General features: G+C 63.1%; 21 protein-coding genes. 8 read left to right on the plus strand and 13 right to left on the minus strand.

Annotation, left to right across the window (positions count from 1 at the left end):
- On the minus strand, positions 1 to 838 hold an 838-nt coding region (locus tag ACELLULO517_RS04320), incomplete at its 3' end, for a hypothetical protein (protein ID WP_227306079.1).
- A gap of 641 nt (positions 839 to 1,479) precedes the next feature.
- Between ACELLULO517_RS04320 and ACELLULO517_RS04325 the strand changes: the two genes are divergently transcribed.
- From ACELLULO517_RS04325 to ACELLULO517_RS04340, 4 genes are all read left to right on the plus strand, one after another.
- Positions 1,480 to 2,268: a class I SAM-dependent methyltransferase gene (locus tag ACELLULO517_RS04325; RefSeq protein ID WP_227306080.1), complete on the plus strand. Its 789-nt coding sequence runs from the start codon at positions 1,480 to 1,482 to the stop codon at positions 2,266 to 2,268.
- 298 nt (positions 2,269 to 2,566) lie between these two features.
- On the plus strand, positions 2,567 to 3,595 hold the full coding sequence (locus ACELLULO517_RS04330) for an aldo/keto reductase (RefSeq protein ID WP_227306081.1): 1,029 nt from the start codon (positions 2,567 to 2,569) through the stop codon (positions 3,593 to 3,595).
- A gap of 57 nt (positions 3,596 to 3,652) precedes the next feature.
- Complete coding sequence (parS, locus tag ACELLULO517_RS04335; RefSeq protein ID WP_227306082.1) at positions 3,653 to 4,096, plus strand: type II RES/Xre toxin-antitoxin system antitoxin; 444 nt, start codon at positions 3,653 to 3,655, stop codon at positions 4,094 to 4,096.
- A gap of 28 nt (positions 4,097 to 4,124) precedes the next feature.
- Positions 4,125 to 4,556, plus strand: coding sequence for an RES family NAD+ phosphorylase (locus ACELLULO517_RS04340; RefSeq protein WP_227306083.1), 432 nt, complete (start codon positions 4,125 to 4,127; stop codon positions 4,554 to 4,556).
- Here the strand turns inward: ACELLULO517_RS04340 and ACELLULO517_RS04345 are convergent, their stop codons facing one another.
- The 4 genes from ACELLULO517_RS04345 to ACELLULO517_RS04360 are packed head-to-tail and all read right to left on the minus strand — an operon-like array spanning position 4,557 to position 6,012.
- Positions 4,557 to 5,036, minus strand: coding sequence for a lytic transglycosylase domain-containing protein (locus ACELLULO517_RS04345; RefSeq protein WP_227306084.1), 480 nt, complete (start codon positions 5,034 to 5,036; stop codon positions 4,557 to 4,559).
- An 11-nt stretch (positions 5,037 to 5,047) separates the two neighbouring features.
- The gene (locus ACELLULO517_RS04350) at positions 5,048 to 5,377 is read right to left on the minus strand and encodes a c-type cytochrome (RefSeq protein WP_227306085.1); all 330 of its coding nucleotides are present in this window, start codon (positions 5,375 to 5,377) and stop codon (positions 5,048 to 5,050) included.
- Between the two features lie 33 nt (positions 5,378 to 5,410).
- Positions 5,411 to 5,791, minus strand: coding sequence for a type II toxin-antitoxin system PemK/MazF family toxin (locus tag ACELLULO517_RS04355; RefSeq protein WP_227306086.1), 381 nt, complete (start codon positions 5,789 to 5,791; stop codon positions 5,411 to 5,413).
- The gene (locus ACELLULO517_RS04360) at positions 5,788 to 6,012 is read right to left on the minus strand and encodes an antitoxin MazE family protein (RefSeq protein WP_319796409.1); all 225 of its coding nucleotides are present in this window, start codon (positions 6,010 to 6,012) and stop codon (positions 5,788 to 5,790) included. The genes ACELLULO517_RS04355 and ACELLULO517_RS04360 overlap by 4 nt, the downstream gene beginning before the upstream one ends.
- Positions 6,013 to 6,355: 343 nt before the next feature.
- On the opposite strand from ACELLULO517_RS04360, the gene ACELLULO517_RS04365 reads away from it, so the two are divergent.
- On the plus strand, positions 6,356 to 8,935 hold the full coding sequence (locus ACELLULO517_RS04365; RefSeq protein WP_227306087.1) for an HWE histidine kinase domain-containing protein: 2,580 nt from the start codon (positions 6,356 to 6,358) through the stop codon (positions 8,933 to 8,935).
- Positions 8,936 to 8,989: 54 nt separating this feature from the next.
- Here ACELLULO517_RS04365 and ACELLULO517_RS04370 read toward each other — a convergent pair whose 3' ends face one another.
- Positions 8,990 to 9,538, minus strand: a complete 549-nt coding sequence (locus ACELLULO517_RS04370; RefSeq protein ID WP_227306088.1) for a carboxymuconolactone decarboxylase family protein — start codon at positions 9,536 to 9,538, stop codon at positions 8,990 to 8,992.
- A 123-nt stretch (positions 9,539 to 9,661) separates the two neighbouring features.
- Here ACELLULO517_RS04370 and ACELLULO517_RS04375 point away from each other — a divergent pair, with 123 nt between their 5' ends.
- Positions 9,662 to 10,480, plus strand: coding sequence for a helix-turn-helix domain-containing protein (locus ACELLULO517_RS04375; protein ID WP_227306089.1), 819 nt, complete (start codon positions 9,662 to 9,664; stop codon positions 10,478 to 10,480).
- Here the strand turns inward: ACELLULO517_RS04375 and ACELLULO517_RS04380 are convergent.
- From ACELLULO517_RS04380 to ACELLULO517_RS04405, 6 genes are all read right to left on the minus strand, one after another.
- Positions 10,464 to 11,465, minus strand: coding sequence for a hypothetical protein (locus tag ACELLULO517_RS04380; RefSeq protein WP_227306090.1), 1,002 nt, complete (start codon positions 11,463 to 11,465; stop codon positions 10,464 to 10,466). The genes ACELLULO517_RS04375 and ACELLULO517_RS04380 overlap by 17 nt on opposite strands.
- A gap of 1 nt (position 11,466) precedes the next feature.
- Entirely contained in the window at positions 11,467 to 12,594 is a 1,128-nt protein-coding gene (locus tag ACELLULO517_RS04385; protein WP_227306091.1) for an HlyD family secretion protein, read from the minus strand.
- 3 nt (positions 12,595 to 12,597) lie between these two features.
- Positions 12,598 to 13,224, minus strand: a complete 627-nt coding sequence (locus ACELLULO517_RS04390; protein WP_227306092.1) for a MarC family protein — start codon at positions 13,222 to 13,224, stop codon at positions 12,598 to 12,600.
- 183 nt (positions 13,225 to 13,407) lie between these two features.
- The gene (locus tag ACELLULO517_RS04395) at positions 13,408 to 15,015 is read right to left on the minus strand and encodes a cisplatin damage response ATP-dependent DNA ligase (RefSeq protein ID WP_227306093.1); all 1,608 of its coding nucleotides are present in this window, start codon (positions 15,013 to 15,015) and stop codon (positions 13,408 to 13,410) included.
- Positions 15,012 to 16,052 carry a ligase-associated DNA damage response exonuclease gene (locus ACELLULO517_RS04400; RefSeq protein WP_227306094.1) on the minus strand — a complete coding sequence of 347 codons (1,041 nt, stop codon included), beginning with the start codon at positions 16,050 to 16,052 and terminating at the stop codon, positions 15,012 to 15,014. The genes ACELLULO517_RS04395 and ACELLULO517_RS04400 overlap by 4 nt, the downstream gene beginning before the upstream one ends.
- A 247-nt stretch (positions 16,053 to 16,299) precedes the next feature.
- Entirely contained in the window at positions 16,300 to 16,854 is a 555-nt protein-coding gene (locus tag ACELLULO517_RS04405; RefSeq protein WP_227306095.1) for a response regulator, read from the minus strand.
- Between the two features lie 126 nt (positions 16,855 to 16,980).
- On the opposite strand from ACELLULO517_RS04405, the gene ACELLULO517_RS04410 reads away from it, so the two are divergent.
- Positions 16,981 to 17,229: a hypothetical protein gene (locus ACELLULO517_RS04410; RefSeq protein ID WP_227306096.1), complete on the plus strand. Its 249-nt coding sequence runs from the start codon at positions 16,981 to 16,983 to the stop codon at positions 17,227 to 17,229.
- 131 nt (positions 17,230 to 17,360) lie between these two features.
- Here the strand turns inward: ACELLULO517_RS04410 and ACELLULO517_RS04415 are convergent, their stop codons facing one another.
- Entirely contained in the window at positions 17,361 to 18,020 is a 660-nt protein-coding gene (locus ACELLULO517_RS04415; RefSeq protein WP_227306097.1) for a hypothetical protein, read from the minus strand.
- A 229-nt stretch (positions 18,021 to 18,249) separates the two neighbouring features.
- On the opposite strand from ACELLULO517_RS04415, the gene ACELLULO517_RS04420 reads away from it, so the two are divergent.
- A complete protein-coding gene (locus ACELLULO517_RS04420; RefSeq protein ID WP_227306098.1) occupies positions 18,250 to 20,775 on the plus strand; it encodes a ligase-associated DNA damage response DEXH box helicase in 2,526 nt (841 codons plus the stop codon).
- Positions 20,776 to 20,782: the final 7 nt, after the last annotated feature.

Below are 20,782 nucleotides of genomic sequence, written 5' to 3' on the forward strand. Positions count from 1 at the left end.
CGGTATTGGTGAAGGTATTGAGATAGGCGATCGTCGCGGTGGAGGCATTGCCGATGGTGAGCAGGCCGGTATTGGCGAAGGTGCCGTAGGGGGTGATCTCGAGATCCGCACCACCTGCGACGGTGATGGCACCATTGTTGATGAAGGCCGGGCTCTCCAGATCCATCTCGCCGGAAGCCGCGTCGGCGATGATGCTGCCGTCGTTGATGATGGTGCCCGCGCCGTCGCTGGCGAGTGCGACGTCAAGGAAGGCCGTGGTGGTTGTCTGGACGACGACGCCGGTGCCGAGCGTCAGGACGCCGCCGGCGCTGAGGCTGTCGAGGCCGCCGGCGCTGCCGATGGTGATGGTGGTATTGTCGAGACTGTCGGTCGCGTCGTTGAACAGCAGGGTGCTGTCCGCGCCGTCGATGGTGATGGTGCCGGGGCCGGTGCCGTCGATGCCGGTCGCGGCGAAGGTCCCCTGGATCTCGGCCGTGCCGCTTCCGCCCAGCACCAAGGCGCCTTCGATCTTATCATTGTAAAGAAGGCCGAAACCGAAATCGAGCGAGCCACCGTCCAGGGCGATCGTCGCATTCGCGATCGTGCCGTCATCCGTGATCGTACCGGCCTGGAGCGCAATCGTGTCGGCGGAGAGATAGCCATCGACCTCAAGCGAGGCGAGGGGGTTATCAATCGTCACGCCGGCGACGGAGACCGTCTCGTTCCCGTTGATCAGTACATCGGAGGCGATGGTGCCGGTGATCGTTGCGGTATCACCCGTTGTCGGTACCTGCTCGGGCGTCCAGTCGCTCGGATCATTCCAGTCACCGGATCCGCCGTTCCAATCGATCGTCGCCATGCCCGCCGCCCTTTTTGCCATTCCACGGACGACAGAACTCGCCGGGGAACGCTGTTCCTCGGCTGAGCATCGATAAATTTTATGCGTCCTGTCGTCGGCGGGAAACCTAGCAAAGTTGCAAAATGTGTCGTGAGGCAGTTTCGTTAACATTCGCCGTAGACATGACAGCGCAATGTTCACGATTTCGCATGCAATATCTGATGCTTAGGGTCTTGACAAAAGCGTTACCTCAGGCGCGCACACAAACGCTGAATAGGAGCATTCGCGGTGGTCGGGATAGGGTGCGGCCCCTCCGGAAGGCGGCTGAAGAGCCCCCCAATCGCTGGCGAGGGCCCGCGGTTCCGTCCGAGGGGCCGGACGCGGAAAACAGGGCAGGGCGGCCATGAAGCCAGACCCGCCAAAAAGCCTGGCCAGAAAGCCAGGCCAAGGAGGCCTGGCCAGGAAGGCTTGGTCTATCCGAGGGTGACTAGGTCCGCAGCCCCGGGGCCAATAGGTCTTCCGTTCAGACCCTGACCGTTAGTATTGCTCCGGCGGCCAGTGCTCCGGTAGAGATGGGACTACAAACCAAGCCTGGATCTCTCCGTTTCCATTATCCAAAGAGACCTATTGGGCTGCGAACGGACGAGATGAGAGACTGCCCGATGGTTAAGAGCGCATGCAAGATTTGCGGCAAGGACGCCCGGTTTTTTGCATCGGTGGATAGTTCGCAGCATTGCAATATGCAGCTTGATCCGGCCTGGCCGAAGACCGGGGTCGCGGTTTCTTATTTCAGGTGCGAATCCTGCGGCTTTCTGTTTTCGACCTACCTGGATGATTACACGAAGGACGATCTGTGCCGCCTCATCTATAACGACGACTACGTGAAGTTCGATCCGCTTTATCCCCGCATTCGGCCGGAAATCAATGCCCGTTTCGTCGGTAAGATCGTGTCGGAGGCCTGGACGGGCGACAGCCTTGCGCGGGTGCTGGATTACGGGGCAGGGAGCGGCCTGCTGTCGCAGATCCTGCAGCCCGATATCGCCGTCGACAATTTCGATGCCATGAACCCCGCATTCGATCGTTTGCCGGCATCAAAATACGACTTCATATTCTGTGCCGAGGTCGTGGAGCATATCCCGTTTCCGGAGAGCTTCGTGAAGGATTGGACGGCATTGCTGAGCGACGGCGGGGTCGTTGTGTTTTCGACCAAGACCCTGCCGGAGGATATCGACAGTCAAAAAGGCGACTGGTGGTATCTGGGCCCAAGAAATGGCCATGTCAGCCTCTATTCCGGGGAGAGCCTCGGCTTGCTCCTCGGCCAGGCGGGGCTGCGGTATGAAAGCCTGACGGATGATTGGCATGTGGCGGTAAGCGGAGACAGGCCGGCCCTGGACCTGCAAATCGTGCGGCGCCTCGTTGATATGCAGCCCAAGGGATTTATCCTGATCTGATCCGGGCGCGACTGATGCGGCAGGTTTGACCGCACATCGCCTTGTGATGAAGGAGATCGGGCCGGAACACAGTGACACTTCTATTTTGCAGAGGGTGACATCTCTATATTGCTTCTACACGCGCTAGCACGTAAATATCGCAGAAGATATATTATGTTAAATTAACGGTGTCGGAGCCGTGGGGAGATTTCGCAGTTTCAGCGACCGGGGCAGCTTTTCCGCAAAACACCGGCGCTTTCGGTCGGCCGCCCCATCTGGCATCCTGAACAAGACGATCGCCATACAGGAGGACCCGGCCATGAGTGACAGCAATGAGCCCATGCCGCTGCGCCGTTTGGGCCAGACGGATCTGAAAATCACCCCTGTCGGTTTCGGCGCCTGGGCGCTCGGCGGTGGCGATTGGGCCGCCGGCTGGGGCGCGCAGGATGACGAGGCCTCCATCGCCGCCATCCGCCATGCGGTCGAGCATCATGGTGTCAACTGGATCGACACGGCGGCCGTCTATGGCCTCGGCCGGTCCGAGACCGTGGTCGGCGAAGCACTGCGCCGCATGCGGCCCGACGCCCGGCCCTTCATCTTCACCAAAGGCGGTCTGATCTGGGATGAGGCCAATCCCCAGGCCTTTCCCGCTCGCGTCGGCCGCCCGGACAGTCTGCGCTATGAGGTCGAGGCGTCGCTCAGCCGCCTCGGCATCGAGCGGATCGACCTCTATCAGATGCATTGGCCGGCGCAGGACGGCACGCCGCTTGAGGCATATTGGCAGGTGCTGCTGGACCTGAAGGCCGAGGGCAAGGTCCGCGCCGTCGGCCTGTCCAACCATAACCCCGCGCAACTGGCGGCGGCCGAGGCGCTCGGCCATGTCGATACGCTGCAGCCGCCTTTCTCGGCCATCGAGCGCGGCGCGGCCGAGACCGTGCTGCCCTGGTGCGAGGCGCATGGCACCGGCGTCATCGTCTATAGCCCGCTGCAGGCCGGGCTGCTGAGCGGCGGGTTTACGGAGGACCGTGCAAGCCAGCTCGGCGCCGATGACTGGCGCTCGCGCAGCGACAATTTCCAGGGAGAATCGCTGCGCCGAAATCTGGCACTCGCCGAGGCTTTCCGGGCGATTGCCACGCGGCGAGCGGTGCCGGTGCCGGCCGTCGCCATCGCCTGGGTATTGTCCTGGTCGGCCGTTACGGGCGCCATCGTCGGTGCGCGTAGCCCCGCGCAGGTCGATGGCTGGGTGCCGGGCGCCTATCTCTCGCTCTCACCGCCGGAACTGGATGAGATTGCCGCAGCGATCCAGGAGACCGGCGCCGGTCGTGGCCCCGCCAGGACGGCTATCTGACAGGCTTGCTTTTGGCGATATGCACGCGTATAAGGTGCATATCGCCAGGAGGCGACCATGAGCATCACCAATCCAACGCTTTTCCCGACCGCGATCCATATGGCAGATGTCATTGGCGGTGTCGCAGCTTTGGGCGCGAATGCCGATATCATTCCCCTCATCCGCCGTGGCCTGCCGGTCTCGACCGTCGCATTCATCCTCGACAGCGGAAAGCTGACGCTGGCGGAGCTTGACCGTATCGTGCTGCCGCGCAAGACGCTGATGCATCGTCGCAAGCTCGGCTCGCTGACGCCCGAACAGTCGGATCGTCTGGTCCGTGTCGCGCGGCTGATCGCGGCGGCGGAGGAAACCTTCGGCAGCGCCGACAAGGCGCATATCTGGCTGCGCCGGCCGACCACGGCGCTGGCTGGCGAAAAACCGCTGGAATTGCTGGATACGGATGAAGGCGCGCGACGGGTGGAAACGCTGCTCGGCCGCATCGGCCATGGCATCGCTGCCTGACATCAGCCTCGATTAAGCCCCCTCGCCCATGATCGGCTGGCGCCTTTGCCGTGAAGCCTATGCCGATCTGTCGGGGCAAGGTGCCGCGCTGTACGGCGGGCGCTGGAACAGCCCGGGCCATCCTTTGGTCTATCTGGCCGAGACGGCCGCGCTGACGGTGCTGGAAGTCCGCGTCCATCTCGACCTGCCGCCGGAATTGCTGCCCGAGGATTTCTGTCTGGTGTCCGTTGATCTGGGGGATCTTCCGGTGGAAAAACTGGCGCAAAACCCGGTCGATCCGCAGGCTTTCGGCGAACTCTGGTTAAGGCAAGGCCGCTCGCCCTTGCTGCGCGTGCCATCCGCGATCGTGCCGGAAAGCCATAACCTGCTGCTCAATCCGCGGCACCCGAAAGCCTCTGCCGCGCAAATCGCCAGCAGACGGCCGTTCCGTTTCGATGCCAGGCTTTGGGCAGGCAATTAGCTAATCCGCCGCCAGCGCTTCCGGCTTGTGGCGACGCGCGTGCTTTTTCACATGCGGCTTGGCGTGGGTGGCGGGCGCCGGCAGCGGCGGCAGGTTCAGCGCTTCCTGCATGACGCGGAACTTATAGGCCGTGTTCAACCCCGGCGTGTGGGAGTGATAGTCGCCGATCGCCTGCCACATATTGCCATGCTCCTCATCCACGTAATTGCGCAGGATGAAGGCGGCCATGGTGATGTTGAAACAAGGTTCCAGGATTAGCCGCGTCGCCACCGTCTGCGGCGGCAGGCCGGTGCCCTGCGACAGCGGCTTGATCCAGCGGGTATTGACCTGCATCAGCCCGAGGTCGTGCGAGCCGTCCTTGTTCGGCTGCACAGCACCGACCCAGCCGCCCTCGGCCCGCTGAATCGCGGGCAAGGCATGCACGGGCAAGTGAAAGGCGGTCGCGGCGGCGACCATGCAGGCATAGAACGGGATCGGCATCCCCGGCCCTGTCAGTTTCGTTTCAAAGCGGCGTAATAGGCGGAAAGCGCGGCGATATCGGCATCGCTCAAATGGGCGGCGATGCCGTTCATCATCGCGGCCGAGCCACCCTGGCGCTGATTGGCCTTATAGTCATGCAAGGCATTGTCGAGATAGCCCTGCTGCTGCCCGGCGAGATCGGGGATGATCGGCGAGGCCGAGATGCCTTGTTCGCCATGGCAGGAGGCGCAGAGTGGCACCAAAGCCGGCGTGCCGGCAGCCTGGGCCGCCAAGGGGGACAGGCCGAACAGGAAGACGGCGGTCGCCATCCATCGCGCCCGCCGCCGATAAGCACTTGCCATGGTCTCAACCTTGCCTCGTCTGACCGCGGGACCCTAGGCGGCGGGCGCCTGGGCAGCAAGGGAGCTGCCGCCATCCTGTCGGATGGGGCTCGTCAGCCCCAGGAACACCATCATGGCCTGATTGAGCCGCAGGATATCCTCGTCATCCAGCCGCCCGATAGGATGGCCGAGTTTGCTTTTCGGTACCGTGGTGATTTTGTCGATCATGAGACGGCAGGGCGACCGCAAAGCATTTCTCTCGGTCGGCGTGATGAGCAAGCGCAACAAGGGCGCCTCGGTCTCATTCGTCGTGAAGGCACAGAGGGTGACATAGGTCGTGGCGTCGAAACGATCGTCCTGCACGATCACGGCCGGCCTGGGTTTGCCGGCATAATCGGGGCCACCGGACACAGTCCAGATTTCGCCACGCTTCAAGCCTCATCCCAATCCGAGACGGCGTCGATGAAGGCCTGATCGTCGGCTTCCTGGTGGCTATCTGCCACCAGCTGCGATTGACGATGCGCTTCCGCCATAAAAGCCGGCGTCCGAACATCGGGCACCCAAATCTGGATGGGCCGCAGCCCCTGAGCGCGCAGCCGCGCCCGGTGCTGGCGCACCTTCTCCTGAGACGACTGGCGGGGGGGCAGGGCAGACAAGCCTATCGCTCCATCAAATGCCGGGACTAAACATCCGGGTTACATGTAACCTAGCATCAGCGCTGTTTCGCGTCACGGCTTACTCTTGGCCCTGATGGTGCGGATGTGGCTGGACCCGCCATTGTCAACCCCCGGGGCTTTTGCCCAGGCAGCATGCGTGACGCTCAGGGCGCAGATAAGTTTGTGCGCCGCGTCCCCTACAAGCCAGGAGCTTTATCCCTATTTTTGGAACTCTGGAGACTTGGGTTTCTGGAGATTTGGAATTCTGGAGACGGCGACGTCGGGGACGGCGTGATCCCCGAGCGACTTTGATGGCACAGTCATAGGTTGGCGGAAACAGGCATTGGCGGCAGACGAAACACAGGTCGATCTCACGAATTGCGACCGCGAACCCATCCATATTCTGGGCGCGATCCAGCCCGTCGGCTTTCTGATCGCCATCAGCACGGATTGGATCGTCGCTCGCGCCTCGGCCAATATCGGCATCTTTCTGGGCTTCGAGCCCGTGACCATGATCGGCAATCTTCTGGCCGATTTCCTGCCGCCGAAACTCATCCATGACCTGCGCAATCGCGTCGCCTATCTGAATGCGCGCGACACGGTGGAGCGGCTGTTCGGGTGCGAGCTTCGCCCCGGTGGCGAGCCCTTCGACATCGCGATCCATCTCTCCGGCGGCCAGATCGTGATCGAGGCCGAGCCCGGCAGCCACAGCAATATCGATGCGACCGGTGCCGTGCGGTCGATGATAACGCGTCTTGACGGTCAGCCCGATCTGCCGAGCTTCTACCGCGAGGGCGCCCGCCAGGTGCGGGCCATGCTCGGCTATGACCGCGTCATGGTCTATAAGTTTGCGCCCGACGGTGCCGGCGAGGTGGTGGCCGAGGCCTGCAAGGGCGGCATCGGGTCCTTCAAAGGACTGCATTACCCGGCGTCCGACATTCCGCAGCAAGCGCGCGCGCTGTATAAGCGCAATCTGCTGCGCGTCATCCGCGATGTCACGGCCGAGCCCGTCGCCATCATCCCGGCGCTGGACGAAAATCGCAAGCCGCTGGACCTGTCGCTGTCGGTGCTGCGCTCGGTCTCTCCCATCCATATCGAATATCTCAAGAACATGGGGGTCGAGGCCTCGCTCTCGATCTCGATCATCGTCGATGACGAGCTATGGGGCTTGTTCGCCTGCCACCATTACGCGCCCCGCGCGCCGAGTTTCGAGCGGCGTTCGGTCAGCGAGTTGTTTTCGCAAATGTTTTCCATGCGGCTGGAAAGCCGCGAACGCCGCGCCCTGGTCGAATACGAAAGGCGGGCGCGCGATATCTCGGACCAGCTGCTCGGCGCCGTCGCGTCGGACGAGACCTTGCTCAATGATCCCGACTGGCTGGGCGATATCCTGACCAATGCGATCGCGGCGGATGGCGTCGGCGTCTGGATCAATGGCAGCTACGCCTTTTCCGGCGTGACCCCGCCGACCGATGATTTCCGCCGCATCATCCGTGCGCTGAACGGCACGGCGGCTGGCCGGGTCTATGCGACCGACCATATCGGGTCGCTGATCGACCGGGCGAAGCCTTTCGCGGAACAAGTCTCCGGCCTGCTGGCCATCCCCATCTCGCGCTCGCCGCGCGACTATGTGGTGCTGTTCCGGTCCGAACTGCGCAGTGCCGTGCGTTGGGCCGGCGATCCGCATAAGCCCGTCGCCTACGGCCCCAACGGCCCGCGCCTGACCCCACGGGAAAGCTTTGCCGAATGGCGCGAGCAGGTGGAGGGGCATTCCAAGCCCTTCACCACGTCGGAATTGCGGGTGGCGGAGACGCTGCGCGCGACCTTGATCGAGGTCGTGCTGCGCCTGGCGGACGAATCCGCCGCGCAACGGCATCAGGCCAATGCGCGGCAGGAATTGCTGATCGCCGAGCTCAATCACCGCGTGCGCAATATCCTCGGCGTCATTCGCGGTCTGATTCGTCAATCCCAGCCTGACCAGCAGGTCGTGAAAGACTTCGTCAAAGTCGTGGATGGGCGCATCCATTCGCTCGCCCGCGCGCATAACCAGATCACCGACGATCACTGGGGACCGGCGCCGCTGCAGGCGCTGATCGACGCGGAAGCGGCGGCCTTCGCGGCGACCAAGGAAACCTCCATTCTCTCGGACGGGCCGCCGATCCTGTTGAACCCGCAGGCCTATTCGACGATGGCGCTGGTGGTCCATGAACTGGTCACCAATTCCACGAAATACGGCAGCCTGTCCGGGGACGGTGTCGTCGCCATCAATTGGCACCGCAACAACGAGAACGACCTTATTCTCATCTGGCAGGAATCCGGCGGCCCGCCTGTCAAAAAGCCGACACGCAAGGGTTTCGGCACGACGATCATCGATCGCTCGGTGCCGTACGATCTCGGCGGCGCGGCCGAGATTCACTATGATCCGGAGGGCGTGCGGGCACAGTTCCGCATCCCGTCCCGCCATGTCTCGGAACGCCGCAATTTCCAGGGCAAGGTCATCAAGCTGCCGGTGGCCCGAAACCCGCATCATGCGCCGGTGAGACCGGATCTGCTCGCCGGCCGGTCTGTGCTGCTGGTCGAGGATAGTCTGATCATCGCGCTGGACGCGGAGGATATCCTGACGCGGTTCGGTGCCGAGATCGCGACCGCGTCCACCTCGGATGCCGCGCATGACACGCTGGACGACCTGACACCGGATTTCGCCATTCTGGACATCAATCTCGGCGATCAGACCAGTTTCGGCATCGCCGACCGGCTGCATGACAAGGGCATTCCGTTCTTCTTCGCCTCCGGCTACGGCGAACAGGCGCAATTGCCTGGCGAGCACCGGTCTCGCGCCGTCGTCCAGAAACCCTATACGACGCATAATATTGCGCGCGCCGTGGAAGAACTGCTGGGGCTGACGCCGGAATCCGAGGCGTCATGACGGTGCCGGTTCGACGGCTGACAGCCGTCGCGCCCCAGCCTGTCGCGCAGCCTGTTACTTCGTCCAGGCATAGGGTTGAAACGCTGCCTCCAGCGGCGTTTGCGTCACGCTGCCCGTATAGTTGGTGATCGTCGATGCGGCGACGACCGCAATGACTTCAAGGGCATGACCCTTCTCGAAACCGGCAGCCAGAAATGCCTGGATATCCTGTTGGTCGAGATGGCCGCGCTTGAGGATCAGGCTTTGCGCCAGTGCTGACAGCCGGGCCAGCTTTTCGTCCTGCGGCAAGCGGCGCTCGCGGATCGCTTGAACATCGGCGGCGTCCAGCCCTTCCTTCAGCGCCAGCGCCGTATGGAAGGCGACCGCCCAGGCGCTTTCATTCGTCACCGCATTGGTCAGTAGCAGCGTCTGGATCTGCGCTTCCGTGAAGCTGCCGCCATGAACCTGTCCGAACAGACCGACCAGGCTGTTGATCAGAACGGGCGAGGTCGACATCGATCCCAGAATATTCGGGATCATGCCGAAATTCGCTTGCAGGTTTTCCAGCGCGGGTCGGGCGCCTGCGGGCGCGGTCTCGATCGTATGGACGGGAAAATTTGTCATGGCCTTGGACCTTCTCAGTGGGTGTGGGGACAGACCTAAACGCCCGACTGAATGATCTCAATTACCTCTTAGGTAATCAAAAAACCTGCTAAGGCCTTCCCGGCAAGTCGACAGGAGCTGCGCATGGCCAGATCTGCGGAACGCGTATCGGCCTCGGGCCAAAGCGAGGTCGGCGCCCTGCTCCGCACCTGGCGGGAGGTTCGCGGCAAAAGCCAGCTGGATCTGGCGCTCGATACCGGCGTCTCCCAAAGGCATATCAGTTTCATCGAAAGCGGGCGCAGCAGCCCCAGCCGGCAGAAACTGACCGAGATCGCGGAAGGGCTGGATATCCCGCTGCGCGAGCGCAATGCCTTGCTGCTGGCAGCCGGCTATGCGCCGATCTATTCACAAAGCGGGCTGGATGCGCCCGAAATGGCAAGTATCACGACAGTATTGCGGCGCGTTCTGCGTCAGCATGAGCCCTTCCCGGCCGTCGTCATGGATCGCTACTGGAACGTGGTCATGACGAATGACGCAGCACCGCGCTTTTTCGGAACGTTCATCGACATGGACGCGCGGCCGAAACCGCGCAATCTGCTGCATCTGATGTTCGACCCCGATGGCATGCGGCCCTTCATCGCGGATTGGGAATCTGTCTCGCAAAGTCTGCTCGCTCGCGTTTATCGGGAGTCCATCGGCCGGGTTTTGGATGAGAAGACGAAGGCGCTCCTGGCCGCATTGCGCGCCTATGCCGATGTCGGTCAGGAAACGCTGCTGTCTCCATCGCCCGTTTTACCGATGGTCCCCATCGGCTTCGTCCAAGACAAACGCGTGCTGAATTATTTCTCGATGATCACGACGGTCGGCACGCCGCAAACGATAGCGGCGGAAGAACTGCGCATCGAATGCATGTATCCGGCCGATGAGGCGACCGAAGCCTATCACTCTAAGCTGATGGGCTAGGCAGGGCCTCCGCGGGCCTTGGCGTCAGCAGGGCCAGGACCGCGATCGCATAAAGCATCACCAGACCCAAAGTCAGCAACCGGTCCGTCAGCACCGGCAAGGCAGTATCACCGGCCTTTGGCAAAACCACCCCGAGCAGGATGACGAAGACGGGCAGACCGGCCTGCGCGATGACGCGCCTTGTGCCGTCCCCATCCAGGCCTTTCGCCATCCAGAGCGCGGCCGCCAGAGCCAGCAGCACAAGCAGAACCAGATCGGGGCGTAGGGCCGCGACCATGATCAGTGGAACAATCATCGCAGCTGCCACGGCATTGCCGATCAGCAGCGCATGCCCTTGCCGCTGTGCGGCCGACCAGGCGGGCAGCGCCAGGATATTGACGGCCGTCAGCGCGACCAGGATGGCGCTGTTATCCTCCTGCAGCAAAGCGAAGCCGAGTGCGCCCAGCAGCGCGATACTGCGGCCGAAAACCTGAAGGATATCGCCCTGGCCGATGCTCCCCGGCCGCGGGGCCGCCACTGCAGGCGTGACGGAGGGCAGAACGGCATGCGCCAGCAAGGTCGCGACAATCGCCTGCACAACCGCCCAGCCCATCACGCTCGTCACGCTCAGGTCCAGCCCCTGCGCCCAATGACGGATTACCACCACGATACTGGCGCAGATCAGCGTCAGCATCGCGGGCATATTGCCGGGGCGCTGCGCCAGCCGCGCGAAGGCCGCCGTCGTCAGCGCCAGAAACACCAGCCAGGCGGAGATCGGACTATCGCTGACGAGGGCGAAAAGATGGTCCAGGCTCCAGGTCAGCCCGACCACCAAAACCAGCGCCGCTGCCAGATTGCGCAGCGGCGGCCGCCGGCGGGACGCGACCAGCAGGGTCACGGCCAGGCTGGGCGCCAGGAAAGGCAGCGGATTGCCGCTCGCGATATTGAAGCCCAGCAGCAGGACCGGCGCCAGCCCGAGCCGGAAGGCGGCCCTGCTATCCGTCATCTCAGGACAGATAGGTGAGCAGACTATAGGCACGCAGCACGATCGCGCCGATGGCGTTCATCACCAGATTGCCATGGGCGTAGAACAGCACCGTCGCCTGGCTGCCATAGCGCAAATGCCCCGGATAGTCCGAGGTCAGCACCAAAGTGACCGGAAAGCGCCGCGGGTCGCCGTTCATGCGGGGTTGCGTGAGCAGGCCGGTGGTCGAGTCAATCGCGGTGGTGCCGCCGATCCCCCAGCCCGTGCTTTCCACACGCGCGTGGTAGACGCGCCCGGGCAGCGCATCGAAGACCAGGCTCGCTTCCGTTCCGGCCTTGATGAATTCCAGGCTATTCTCCCGCATCATCACCGTGATCCAGATGGCGCGGGAGTCGAGGAAGGTCAGCGCCGGCTGGCCGGCACTGATGAAGGTGCCGGGCGCCAATTGCACATTGGTGACGACACCGGGGCCGGGCGCGAAGACCTGCGTATGGACAAGATCCAGCTTCGCGCGTTCAAGCCCGCCCAGGGCTTCGCGCAATTGCGGGTTATTGGCGTCGCTTGGCCCGAGTTCGAGACGCGCACGTTCCAGCTCGGAATTGGCGCCCTGCAAACCGGCCTCGGCGCGGGCCAGCGTCACCGCGGCCTCGTCACCGCGCGCATGCGAATAGACGCCGCGCCGCACCAGTTCCAGCACGCGAAACGCCTGGTCGCGCGCATTGTTCCGGGTGGCCAGCGCCTCCGCCACGCGGGATTGCGCGGTATCGACGCCGGCGGTCGAGGCGCCCAGCGTCTGTCCCACCTGGGCCAGTCGTGCCGAGGCCTGGGCGACCGCGATCTGATAGGCGCTGGGGTCGATCTGGAACAACAGGTCGCCGGTCTTGACCATCGAATTGTCATCGACCGCGACATTGTCGACGCGGCCGGAAACCTCGGGCGCGATGCGCACCAGGAAGGCCTGCACCGATGCTTCGCTGCTGAAGGGCGTCAGCTTGTCCGCAATCACCGTATAGACGAACAGGATGGCGGCCAGCACCAGCAGCCCCAGCACCGCGCGGCGCACCGGGTCGCGCGTTTTGGTCTTGATCTTGGTCTTGGCCGGCGGATTGGTCAAGGACGGCGTTGAGGGGACATCGGTCTCGCTATCCATGGATCAGTGACCGGCCGCGGCTGCCAAGACGCCCAGCTTCTGCAATCCGATGATGACGAGCTGCACCGCCAGGCCGCACAGCAGCAGACCGAAGACCCGCATGACGACTTTCAGGATGCCGGGGCTGATCTTGCTGAAGATGCGATCCGCGAAGAGAAGAAAGACGAGGTTGAAGGCCATCATGACCAGCACGAGAACAAATAGCAGCAGTTGCGTTTTCATGCCCGGCTGCGCCGCCGCAATGGCGACAAGCGCGACCAGCCCCTGCGGGGAGGCCATCAGCGGCACCGCCAGGGGGAAGGATGCGATGTCCAAAGATGGCACGCGGGCCAAACCTGCCGTGCCGTCGTCGGAATGGTCTTCGCCCAGCACCAGTTGCACCGCGAAAATGAACAGGATGATGCCGCCGGCAATCAGCATCGCGGGAATGGTGACATGGAACAGACCTAAAAGAGCCTGTCCCAGCAGGGCGAAAACCCCACACACGATCGTCGCCGTCAGAACCGAGCGGATGGCGACACGCCGCTTGAACGCGGGTTCCGTGCCGGCGGTGAGCGACAGATACATCGCGGCCGCCTTGGTCGGCCCGATCGTCACGCAGAGAAGCAATAGAATATCTATAGCATTCACGCAGAACCGCCTCCGTTCGCGAAGGCGGACCCTGCCTCAGCCAATGCCGAAACTATTATCCTGATTGTACCGAACTCGTAAAGAGAGAACGCGCGAAAGCGTGATGTGGACGAATAAAAACTGCTTAGTGTTCGACAGGGAGAATAAGAGAGACCCGCAAGGCGGCCCTGTCGGATGAGCCCCCTAGCCCTCCTCCTCCAAGGTCTCACCCTTGGCGACGCCACTTGCCGGGATGCGCGCGATGAGGCTGTCCAGCTTATCCGCTTCCTCAGCCGGCTTGTCGGTGCGGATGCGGCTGATGCGCGGAAAGCGCAGTGCCACACCGGATTTATGTCGGTTCGACGTCTGTGCCGCATCGAAGGCGATTTCTAGGACCAGGGATTTCTCAACCTCGCGCACCGGGCCGAAGCGCGCGATCGTATGACCGCGCACCCAGCGATCGATGAAAGCCAGTTCCTGATCGGTGATGCCGGAATAGGCCTTGCCGACCGGCACCAGCATCCCATCCTTTCGCCATAGTCCAAAAGTATAGTCGGAATAGATGCTGGACCGGCGGCCATGGCCGCGTTGCGCATACATCAGCACGGCGTCGATGGTCAGCGGCGCGCGCTTCCACTTCCACCAAGGGCCTTTCGGGCGTCCGGCGAGATAGGGGCTGTCGCCGCGCTTCAGCATCAGCCCTTCGATGCTCGCGGCCCTGGCGCCGAAGCGCAGCGCCGCCAAATCCTCCTGCCCCGCGAAGGGAATAAGCGCGGACAGGTCCATGCGCGGCGGTTGGTGGCGCGCGTACCAATCTTCCAACCGGACCCGCCGATCATCGAAGGTGAGGCCTCGAAGATCGTCGTCACCATCGAACAGAATGTCATACAGACGCACGCCGGCCGGAAAATCCTTCAGCATTTTCGGCCCCGGCGATTTGCGGTTCAGCCGCTGTTGCAGATCGCCGAAGGGTGCCACCTCACCATCGCGCATCACCAGCAATTCGCCGTCCAGCACGCCGTGGAAATCCATCGCCGCCAGAATCTCCGGAAAGCCGTGGGAGATATCCTCCGCCGTGCGGGTATAGAGCCGCCTGCCCTGCGCGGTCGCGACCAGCTGCACGCGAATACCGTCCCATTTCCATTCGGCGCGATAGCCAGCCCAGTCGAGCGCGGCGGCGTCCGCCTCCTCCAGCGGATGCGCCAGCATCGTCGGGCGGAAGACCGGCGCACCGGCCGCATCCGGCTTCGCGGCCCGGCCCGACAGCCAGTCGAACAAGGGGCCATAGGGCGGCGCCAAGCCGTGCCAGACCTCCTCGATATCATCGGCTGCCACACCCGCCATCTCACCCAGCGCGATCTTGGCGAGGCGCGCGGAAGCGCCGACCCGCAGACCCCCGGTGATGAGCTTCAGCAAAGCGAGACGCGCGGACGCGTCGCAGACATCCATCCATCCGGCCAGCACGGCAGGCAGGTCGCTTTTCGGCGTTTCGCTGAGGATCGCCACGACCTCGGACAGGCGTGGCGCCTGGCCTTCGCGGCTGCCCGGCCAGATCAGCGCCACCGTCTCGGCCAGATCGCCCACGTAATCATAGGACCAGGCGAACAGAGTCGGGTCCACGCGGTCGGTCGCGATCTGCCGGATCATCGCTGGCTTGGCGGCCGTAAAAGACAGGTCACCGGCGATGGCGGCCAGCGCATAGCCGCGATCGGGGTCCGGCGTATGGGTGAAATAGTCCCGCAGCAGCGCGAGTTTGGCGAGCCGGCCGGGCGTGAACACCAGCCGTTCCAGAAGGTCCGCGAAGGGCGTCATGCCTCGGCCTCCTCTTCGGAGGAAGTTTCCTCATCCTCATAGCCGATCAGGCTCAGCGCGCGGCCGCGAATCTGCCGCAGCGACAGCGCGTGGATCAGGGCTTCCTCGGCGCCATGGGTGACCCAGACTTCCGGTGCCCTTGTCTCCTCAACCGTTCGCAGCAGATCGTCCCAATCGGCATGGTCGCTAATGACCAATGGCAGTTCCACGCCGGCCATCTTGGCGCGCTGGCGCACGCGCATCCAGCCTGAGGCGCGGGCGATCAGCGGATCGTTCATGCGCCGCGACCAGCGATCGGCGGCGGCGGCGGGCGGCGCGATGACGATGGCGCCTTTAAGATCGTCCTTGCTCGCGCCCGTGGCGGGCAGCAGTGGACCCAGCGGCACGCCATGCGCCTCATACAGTGCGCAAAGCGCGGTCAGCGCGCCATGGATGAAAATCGGCCGCTCCCATCCGGCCTCGCGCAGCAGGGCGATGACGCGTTGCGCCTTGCCGAGCGAATAGGCGCCGACGATATGCGTGCGGTCGGGGAAGATTGTCAGGCTCTTGAGGAGTTTGGCAATTTCATGGGCCGGGTCCGGATGCCGAAATACCGGAAAGCCGAAGGTCGCTTCCGTCACGAAGACATCGCAGGTGACAGGCTCGAAGGGAGCGCAGGTCGGGTCGCGCTGCCGCTTGTAATCGCCGCTGACGACCGCGCGGCTGCCCTGCCAGTCCAGCACGATTTGCGCGGAGCCCAGAACATGCCCGGCGGGGACAAGGGTAATGTCGACGCCCTGATGGGTGAGCGGCGTGTGATAGTCGAGCGCTTGCTGCGTCTCCCCTGCCCGGCCTTCGCCCATCCGCACGCGCATGATGGCGAGTGTCGCCTCCGTCGCCAGCACGCTGCCATGGCCGGGCCGGGCGTGGTCGGAATGGCCATGGGTGATAACGGCGTGCGCGACCGACCGCAGCGGATCGATGAAGAAATCCCCCGGCTCGCAGTAGAGCCCTTGGGGCAGAACGCGCAGCCAGGTATCGGGGTGAGGTGCGGTCATGATCCCTGAAATATGGACCGCCGCGAGCCGGAAGCAATGCGGCCGGCGAACCCTGGACAATGCTCCCCACGCTTGCGAGCCTAAAGTGTGGCAGGTTTTGATAGAAAATTCGTCATCCGCGCACTTGTTGCGCGGACCCACCCGTCGCAGCGCCCAGACGGCCGCTTGCCTGCCCGCTTGGGTAGACCCGCGGAACAAGTCCGCGGGCGACAGATTTAGGGGCGATTCCGATCAGACTTGGCAGACCCTAATGCTCCACTCCCCGGAATCTCCAAGTACCGTTTGTCGTGACTTTCGAGGGATGCCGACCAAAAATTGCCCTTGTCACCATATCAAAAAGCTCTTGACCGTCGTTTGTGCAGCCTTGGCCTCCATGCGCTAGAGTTTCGCGCTTGTGCTCGGGCGCATTGCTGCTGGCAAAGAAAAATAGCGGCGTATTGTCGCCCCGAGCACGTAGACTATCCAACAACGCATAGCCTTCTTGGGGCCCCTCACGCCGGCCCATGTCCGAGATCATAGCGCCAAACGACTGCCTCGACAGTATGTTCAATGCATCTGTCGTGTCCTCAGACAGAACGAAACGAATCCCTACCGACTCCAATGCTTGCCGTTCGTAGATGTTGTTCATCGGGTTGTCATCAACCCAAAGAATCAAGGGATTATTCGCACCTTCCTGCACAAGATTTACGGCACTTTCAACGCTTCGGACAACATCTTCAATTTGAACATTTGTGGTAGTGGATCGGTCCTGGCTTTTGGTCTGTTTTGCCGCAGTTAGCGATGCGACCGCTGAAAGTCGCATCCTTTGTAATTCCAAGTAGTTTTCTTCTTTTTTAAGTCCCCGGGGGCAAAAAGTTGCCCTGCTCTAAAAGCAACGAGATAAGTAAACACAGCAAGAACAACATAGGGAAAGGAAATCAGAAAATATATGATGGGCAACTTCTCTGGCGGCGTCAGGGATGCCCCAGTGATAATTACCATGCATGCCAAGCCGTACACCAATACGATGAAAAGTGCGATTATGCCGAGAGGATTTCCCGACAGGCTTTTCGCGGTCGTACCAAAATCTTTTAGAAAATTGGAGCCGATCATGTGGTCACGCTACAGTTGGATTGCGCTATCTCTGGGAAAACGGATCGGACAGGCCCTTCGCCACCTTGGGCGGCGTGATTTTTGATCGTAATTTGCATTGGCTTGGAAATGAAGTTTTTTGATCCTTCCCTCCGGGAATTTTGCTGACTGTCGGTCAGCGCGAAAGGTTGAAGCTGCGCCCGTGCACCTTGGACCTACGGCAGCTAAGTTAGCATGTTAAGCCAGCCCGGCTTCCCGCCGCGCGCGTTTCATGAAGACGTCCAGATAGTCCTGCAGATCATTGACGCTTTCGGGCGAGAGGAAGACCGGCGCGGTGATCACCACCTCGCCTTCCGCCAGCCCGAACACCGCGCGGCGCAGGCCGATCTCCTCCGGCTTTTCCTCAGGCTCCGGCTCGGGCGCCGGCTGATCGAAACCGGCTTCCACGTCCAGCATCTGCCTTGTCTCTCGCCAGGCGCGCAAAGCCGTCTCGGCGGCCGGCGGGATGAAGCCTTGCGTGAGCAGGAAAGCGCGAATGCCGGCGTCGGACGCCCGCCCGCCGGGAAAACGCTGGTCGAGGTCCTGAAACAGATCCGGCCGGCCGGCGGCCTCGGTCAGGGCCGCCCGCCGCTCCGGCGAACCGGGCGGATGGGCGATGATGCGCAAGGCCAGGTCGCTCACCCGCAGCGCGTCACCGCGCCCGTCCATCAGCCCGAATTTCGACAGCGCGCCCAATACGGCGAGCGATTTGCCGTTTAGTCCGGAATAGCCCAGCCGCTCGGCCGCCACAGCGCGCGGAATTTCCGTCTGGTAGTCGCGTTTATAAACGCTGGCGACGCGACTGACCGCTTCCTTCAGGTTCAGTTGCGGGTAATTCGGGCTGCGGCTGCGCGACATTTTCTTTCCTATCCTAAAATGCCACAAACAACGGTGAGATGGCGTCTCATCGCCTCCCCAAAAGACATAAGCGTTTAAAAACGTCAATAACGTTATATTGGAGTTACATGAAAGTTAACGTCGGAAGGTTCCCGTCCGGCTGCGGCGAAGACAGCCGCCTGTGGATAAAATCCCGATCCCGGATTGCTGACTTGGGTTCCGCCCTTAATTCGCGCTATGTTCTCATGTGATGAGCGACAGCGCCGCCCGCGCCCCCGCGCGCCGAAGAAAATCCGCGAAACCAGTCGCTTCGGGGCTGTTGCCGCCATGTTTTACGGCCTGGTTCACGGCCCGAGGCTGGCTTGCCCGGCCGCATCAGCTTGAAGTTCTGTCTTTGCTCCAGTCAGGCCAGGATGTACTGCTGATCGCGCCGACCGGCGGCGGCAAAACCTTGTCCGGATTTCTGCCCAGCCTGGTGGACCTCGCCGTCGCGCGGCCCGAGGGATCGGGCATCCACACGATCTATGTCAGCCCGCTCAAGGCCTTGGCGACCGATATCGCGCGCAATCTGGCGGATCCGGTGGCGGAGATGGACCTGCCCATCCGCATCGAGACCCGCACCGGCGATACGCCGCAGAACCGGCGTCAACGCCAGCGCGAGACGCCGCCCGATATCCTGCTGACGACGCCGGAAAGCCTCGCCTTGCTGCTGAGCCAGGAGGATGCCCCTCACCTGTTCCGCGACCTCCGCTCCGTCATTATCGACGAAGTCCATGCGCTGGCCGGCATCAAGCGCGGCGATCTTCTCGCCCTCGGCCTTGCGCGCTTGGCCGTCATCGCGCCTGGTGCAAGGCGCATCGGCCTATCCGCCACCGTCGCGCACAAGCCTGAACTTGCGGCATATATCTCGGCCGACGGTCAGGGCGGCGGGCTGACCTTGCTGGAAGTGGCGGACCCCGCCCCGCCCGATCTGTCGATCATGCTGCCGGAAGGGCATCTGCCCTGGGCCGGCCATATGGGTCTGGCTGCCGCGCCCGATATCCTGGCGCGGGTGAAACAGGCCGGGCTCACCATCATCTTCGTCAATACCCGCGCCCAGGCCGAGCTGATGTTCCAGGATATCTGGCGCATCAATGAGGAGACGCTGCCGATCGCCATCCATCACGGCAGCCTGGACGTGGCGCAGCGGCGCAAGGTGGAGGCCGCGATGGCGGCAAGCAAGCTGCGCGCGGTCATCGCCACCGCCTCCCTCGACCTCGGCATCGACTGGGGCAGCGTCGATCAGGTCATTCAGGTCGGCGCGCCCAAAGGCGTGTCCCGCCTGCTGCAGCGCGTCGGCCGCGCCAATCACCGCATGGATGAGACGAGCCACGCCATCCTCGTCCCCGCCAACCGGTTTGAGGTGCTGGAATGCGAGGCCGCGCGGCAGGGTGTCGCGGCGCGGGAACTGGACGGTGACCCGCCGCGTCCCGGCGGGTTGGATGTGCTGGCGCAGCACCTGCTGGGCCTGGCCTGCGCTGGGCCGTTCCACCCCGACGCGGCCTTCTGGGAGATCACGCGCGCGGCGCCCTATGCGGCGCTGGACCGCGCCACCTTCGACGCCGTTCTCGGCTTCGTAGAGAATGGCGGCTACGCCCTGCAAGTCTATGAACGCTATCAGAAACTTTTTCGCGACTCGGAAGGCTTTGTGCATCTCCGGAACACGCGCATCGTGCGGCAATACCGGATGAATATCGGCACCATTGTCGAAGCGCCGATGATCCGCCTGCGCCTCTCGCGCGGCCCGGTTCTGGGGGAGGTCGAGGAATGGTTCGTCAGCCAGTTATCCGAGGGCGATACTTTCATGTTCGCCGGCCGGCTGCTGCGCTTCGTGCGGTTGCAGGAGACCTGGGCCGAAGTGGTGGACGGTGGCGGCGGCACGCCGAAAGTGCCGGCCTATCAGGGCGCGCGCATGCCGCTGACGACCGGCCTCGCCGCCCGCGTGCGCGCCATCATGAACGACCCGGCGCAGTGGGCTGCCTTCCCCGAGCCGGTGCAGGAATGGCTGAGCCTGCAACAGGCGCGGTCCGTTCTGCCGGGGCGCGATGACCTGTTGGTGGAGACCTTTCCGCGCCAGGACCTGTGGTATCTGGTCGCCTATTGCTTCGAAGGCCGCAACGCGCATCAGACGCTGGGCATGCTGCTGACGCGCCGGATGGAACGTCTCGGCATCGGGCCGCTGGGCTTCGTCGCGACCGATTACGTCATCGCCGTCTGGTCCGCCCATCCGCCGCGCGACATGGACGCGCTGTTTTCGGAAGACATGATGGGCGACGATCTGGAAAGCTGGATGGCGGAAAGCTCCATGCTGCGGCGGACCTTTCGCAATGTCGCGGTGATTTCCGGCCTGATCGACCGGCAGATGCCGGGCGCCGAACGGTCTCGCCGGCAGGTGACCGTCAATACCGACCTCATCTACAACGTGCTCCGTCGCCATCAGCCGGACCATATTCTGCTGCGCGCGACCTGGGAGGATGCGCGCGGCGGTCTGACCGATCTGGGCCGTGTCGCCGGCATGCTGCGCCGGGTGCGCGGAAAGGTCCGGCATGTGCCGCTGGATCGGGTGTCGCCCCTCGCCGTGCCCATCATCCTCGATGTCGGGCGGGAACGTGTGGCCGGTCAGGGTCAGGAAGATCTGCTGGCCGAGGCCGAAGCCCTTGTCAAAGAAGCGACAGGAGAAGAACATCCCGAGAACGTTCTTGCACAATCATCTCTCTCCGAATTGGGGTTCATCTGATTTATGA

The sequence above is a fragment of the Acidisoma cellulosilyticum genome (assembly GCF_020621385.1).
In the GTDB taxonomy this organism is placed as follows: Bacteria; Pseudomonadota; Alphaproteobacteria; order Acetobacterales; family Acetobacteraceae; genus Acidisoma; species Acidisoma cellulosilyticum.

What these genes read in the sequence shown, in the direction of transcription:
- ACELLULO517_RS04325 (WP_227306080.1), top strand. Translation starts at nt 1,480, where the DNA reads ATGGTTAAGAGCGCATGCAAGATTTGCGGCAAGGACGCCCGGTTTTTT.
- parS (WP_227306082.1), top strand. Translation starts at nt 3,653, where the DNA reads ATGAGCATCACCAATCCAACGCTTTTCCCGACCGCGATCCATATGGCA.
- ACELLULO517_RS04420 (WP_227306098.1), top strand. Translation starts at nt 18,250, where the DNA reads ATGAGCGACAGCGCCGCCCGCGCCCCCGCGCGCCGAAGAAAATCCGCG.
- ACELLULO517_RS04330 (WP_227306081.1), top strand. Translation starts at nt 2,567, where the DNA reads ATGAGTGACAGCAATGAGCCCATGCCGCTGCGCCGTTTGGGCCAGACG.
- ACELLULO517_RS04400 (WP_227306094.1), bottom strand. Translation starts at nt 16,052, where the DNA reads ATGACCGCACCTCACCCCGATACCTGGCTGCGCGTTCTGCCCCAAGGG.
- ACELLULO517_RS04405 (WP_227306095.1), bottom strand. Translation starts at nt 16,854, where the DNA reads ATGCGACTTTCAGCGGTCGCATCGCTAACTGCGGCAAAACAGACCAAA.
- ACELLULO517_RS04415 (WP_227306097.1), bottom strand. Translation starts at nt 18,020, where the DNA reads ATGTCGCGCAGCCGCAGCCCGAATTACCCGCAACTGAACCTGAAGGAA.
- ACELLULO517_RS04345 (WP_227306084.1), bottom strand. Translation starts at nt 5,036, where the DNA reads ATGCCGATCCCGTTCTATGCCTGCATGGTCGCCGCCGCGACCGCCTTT.
- ACELLULO517_RS04340 (WP_227306083.1), top strand. Translation starts at nt 4,125, where the DNA reads ATGATCGGCTGGCGCCTTTGCCGTGAAGCCTATGCCGATCTGTCGGGG.
- ACELLULO517_RS04395 (WP_227306093.1), bottom strand. Translation starts at nt 15,015, where the DNA reads ATGACGCCCTTCGCGGACCTTCTGGAACGGCTGGTGTTCACGCCCGGC.
- ACELLULO517_RS04380 (WP_227306090.1), bottom strand. Translation starts at nt 11,465, where the DNA reads ATGACGGATAGCAGGGCCGCCTTCCGGCTCGGGCTGGCGCCGGTCCTG.
- ACELLULO517_RS04375 (WP_227306089.1), top strand. Translation starts at nt 9,662, where the DNA reads ATGGCCAGATCTGCGGAACGCGTATCGGCCTCGGGCCAAAGCGAGGTC.
- ACELLULO517_RS04350 (WP_227306085.1), bottom strand. Translation starts at nt 5,377, where the DNA reads ATGGCAAGTGCTTATCGGCGGCGGGCGCGATGGATGGCGACCGCCGTC.
- ACELLULO517_RS04385 (WP_227306091.1), bottom strand. Translation starts at nt 12,594, where the DNA reads ATGGATAGCGAGACCGATGTCCCCTCAACGCCGTCCTTGACCAATCCG.
- ACELLULO517_RS04370 (WP_227306088.1), bottom strand. Translation starts at nt 9,538, where the DNA reads ATGACAAATTTTCCCGTCCATACGATCGAGACCGCGCCCGCAGGCGCC.
- ACELLULO517_RS04410 (WP_227306096.1), top strand. Translation starts at nt 16,981, where the DNA reads ATGATGGGCAACTTCTCTGGCGGCGTCAGGGATGCCCCAGTGATAATT.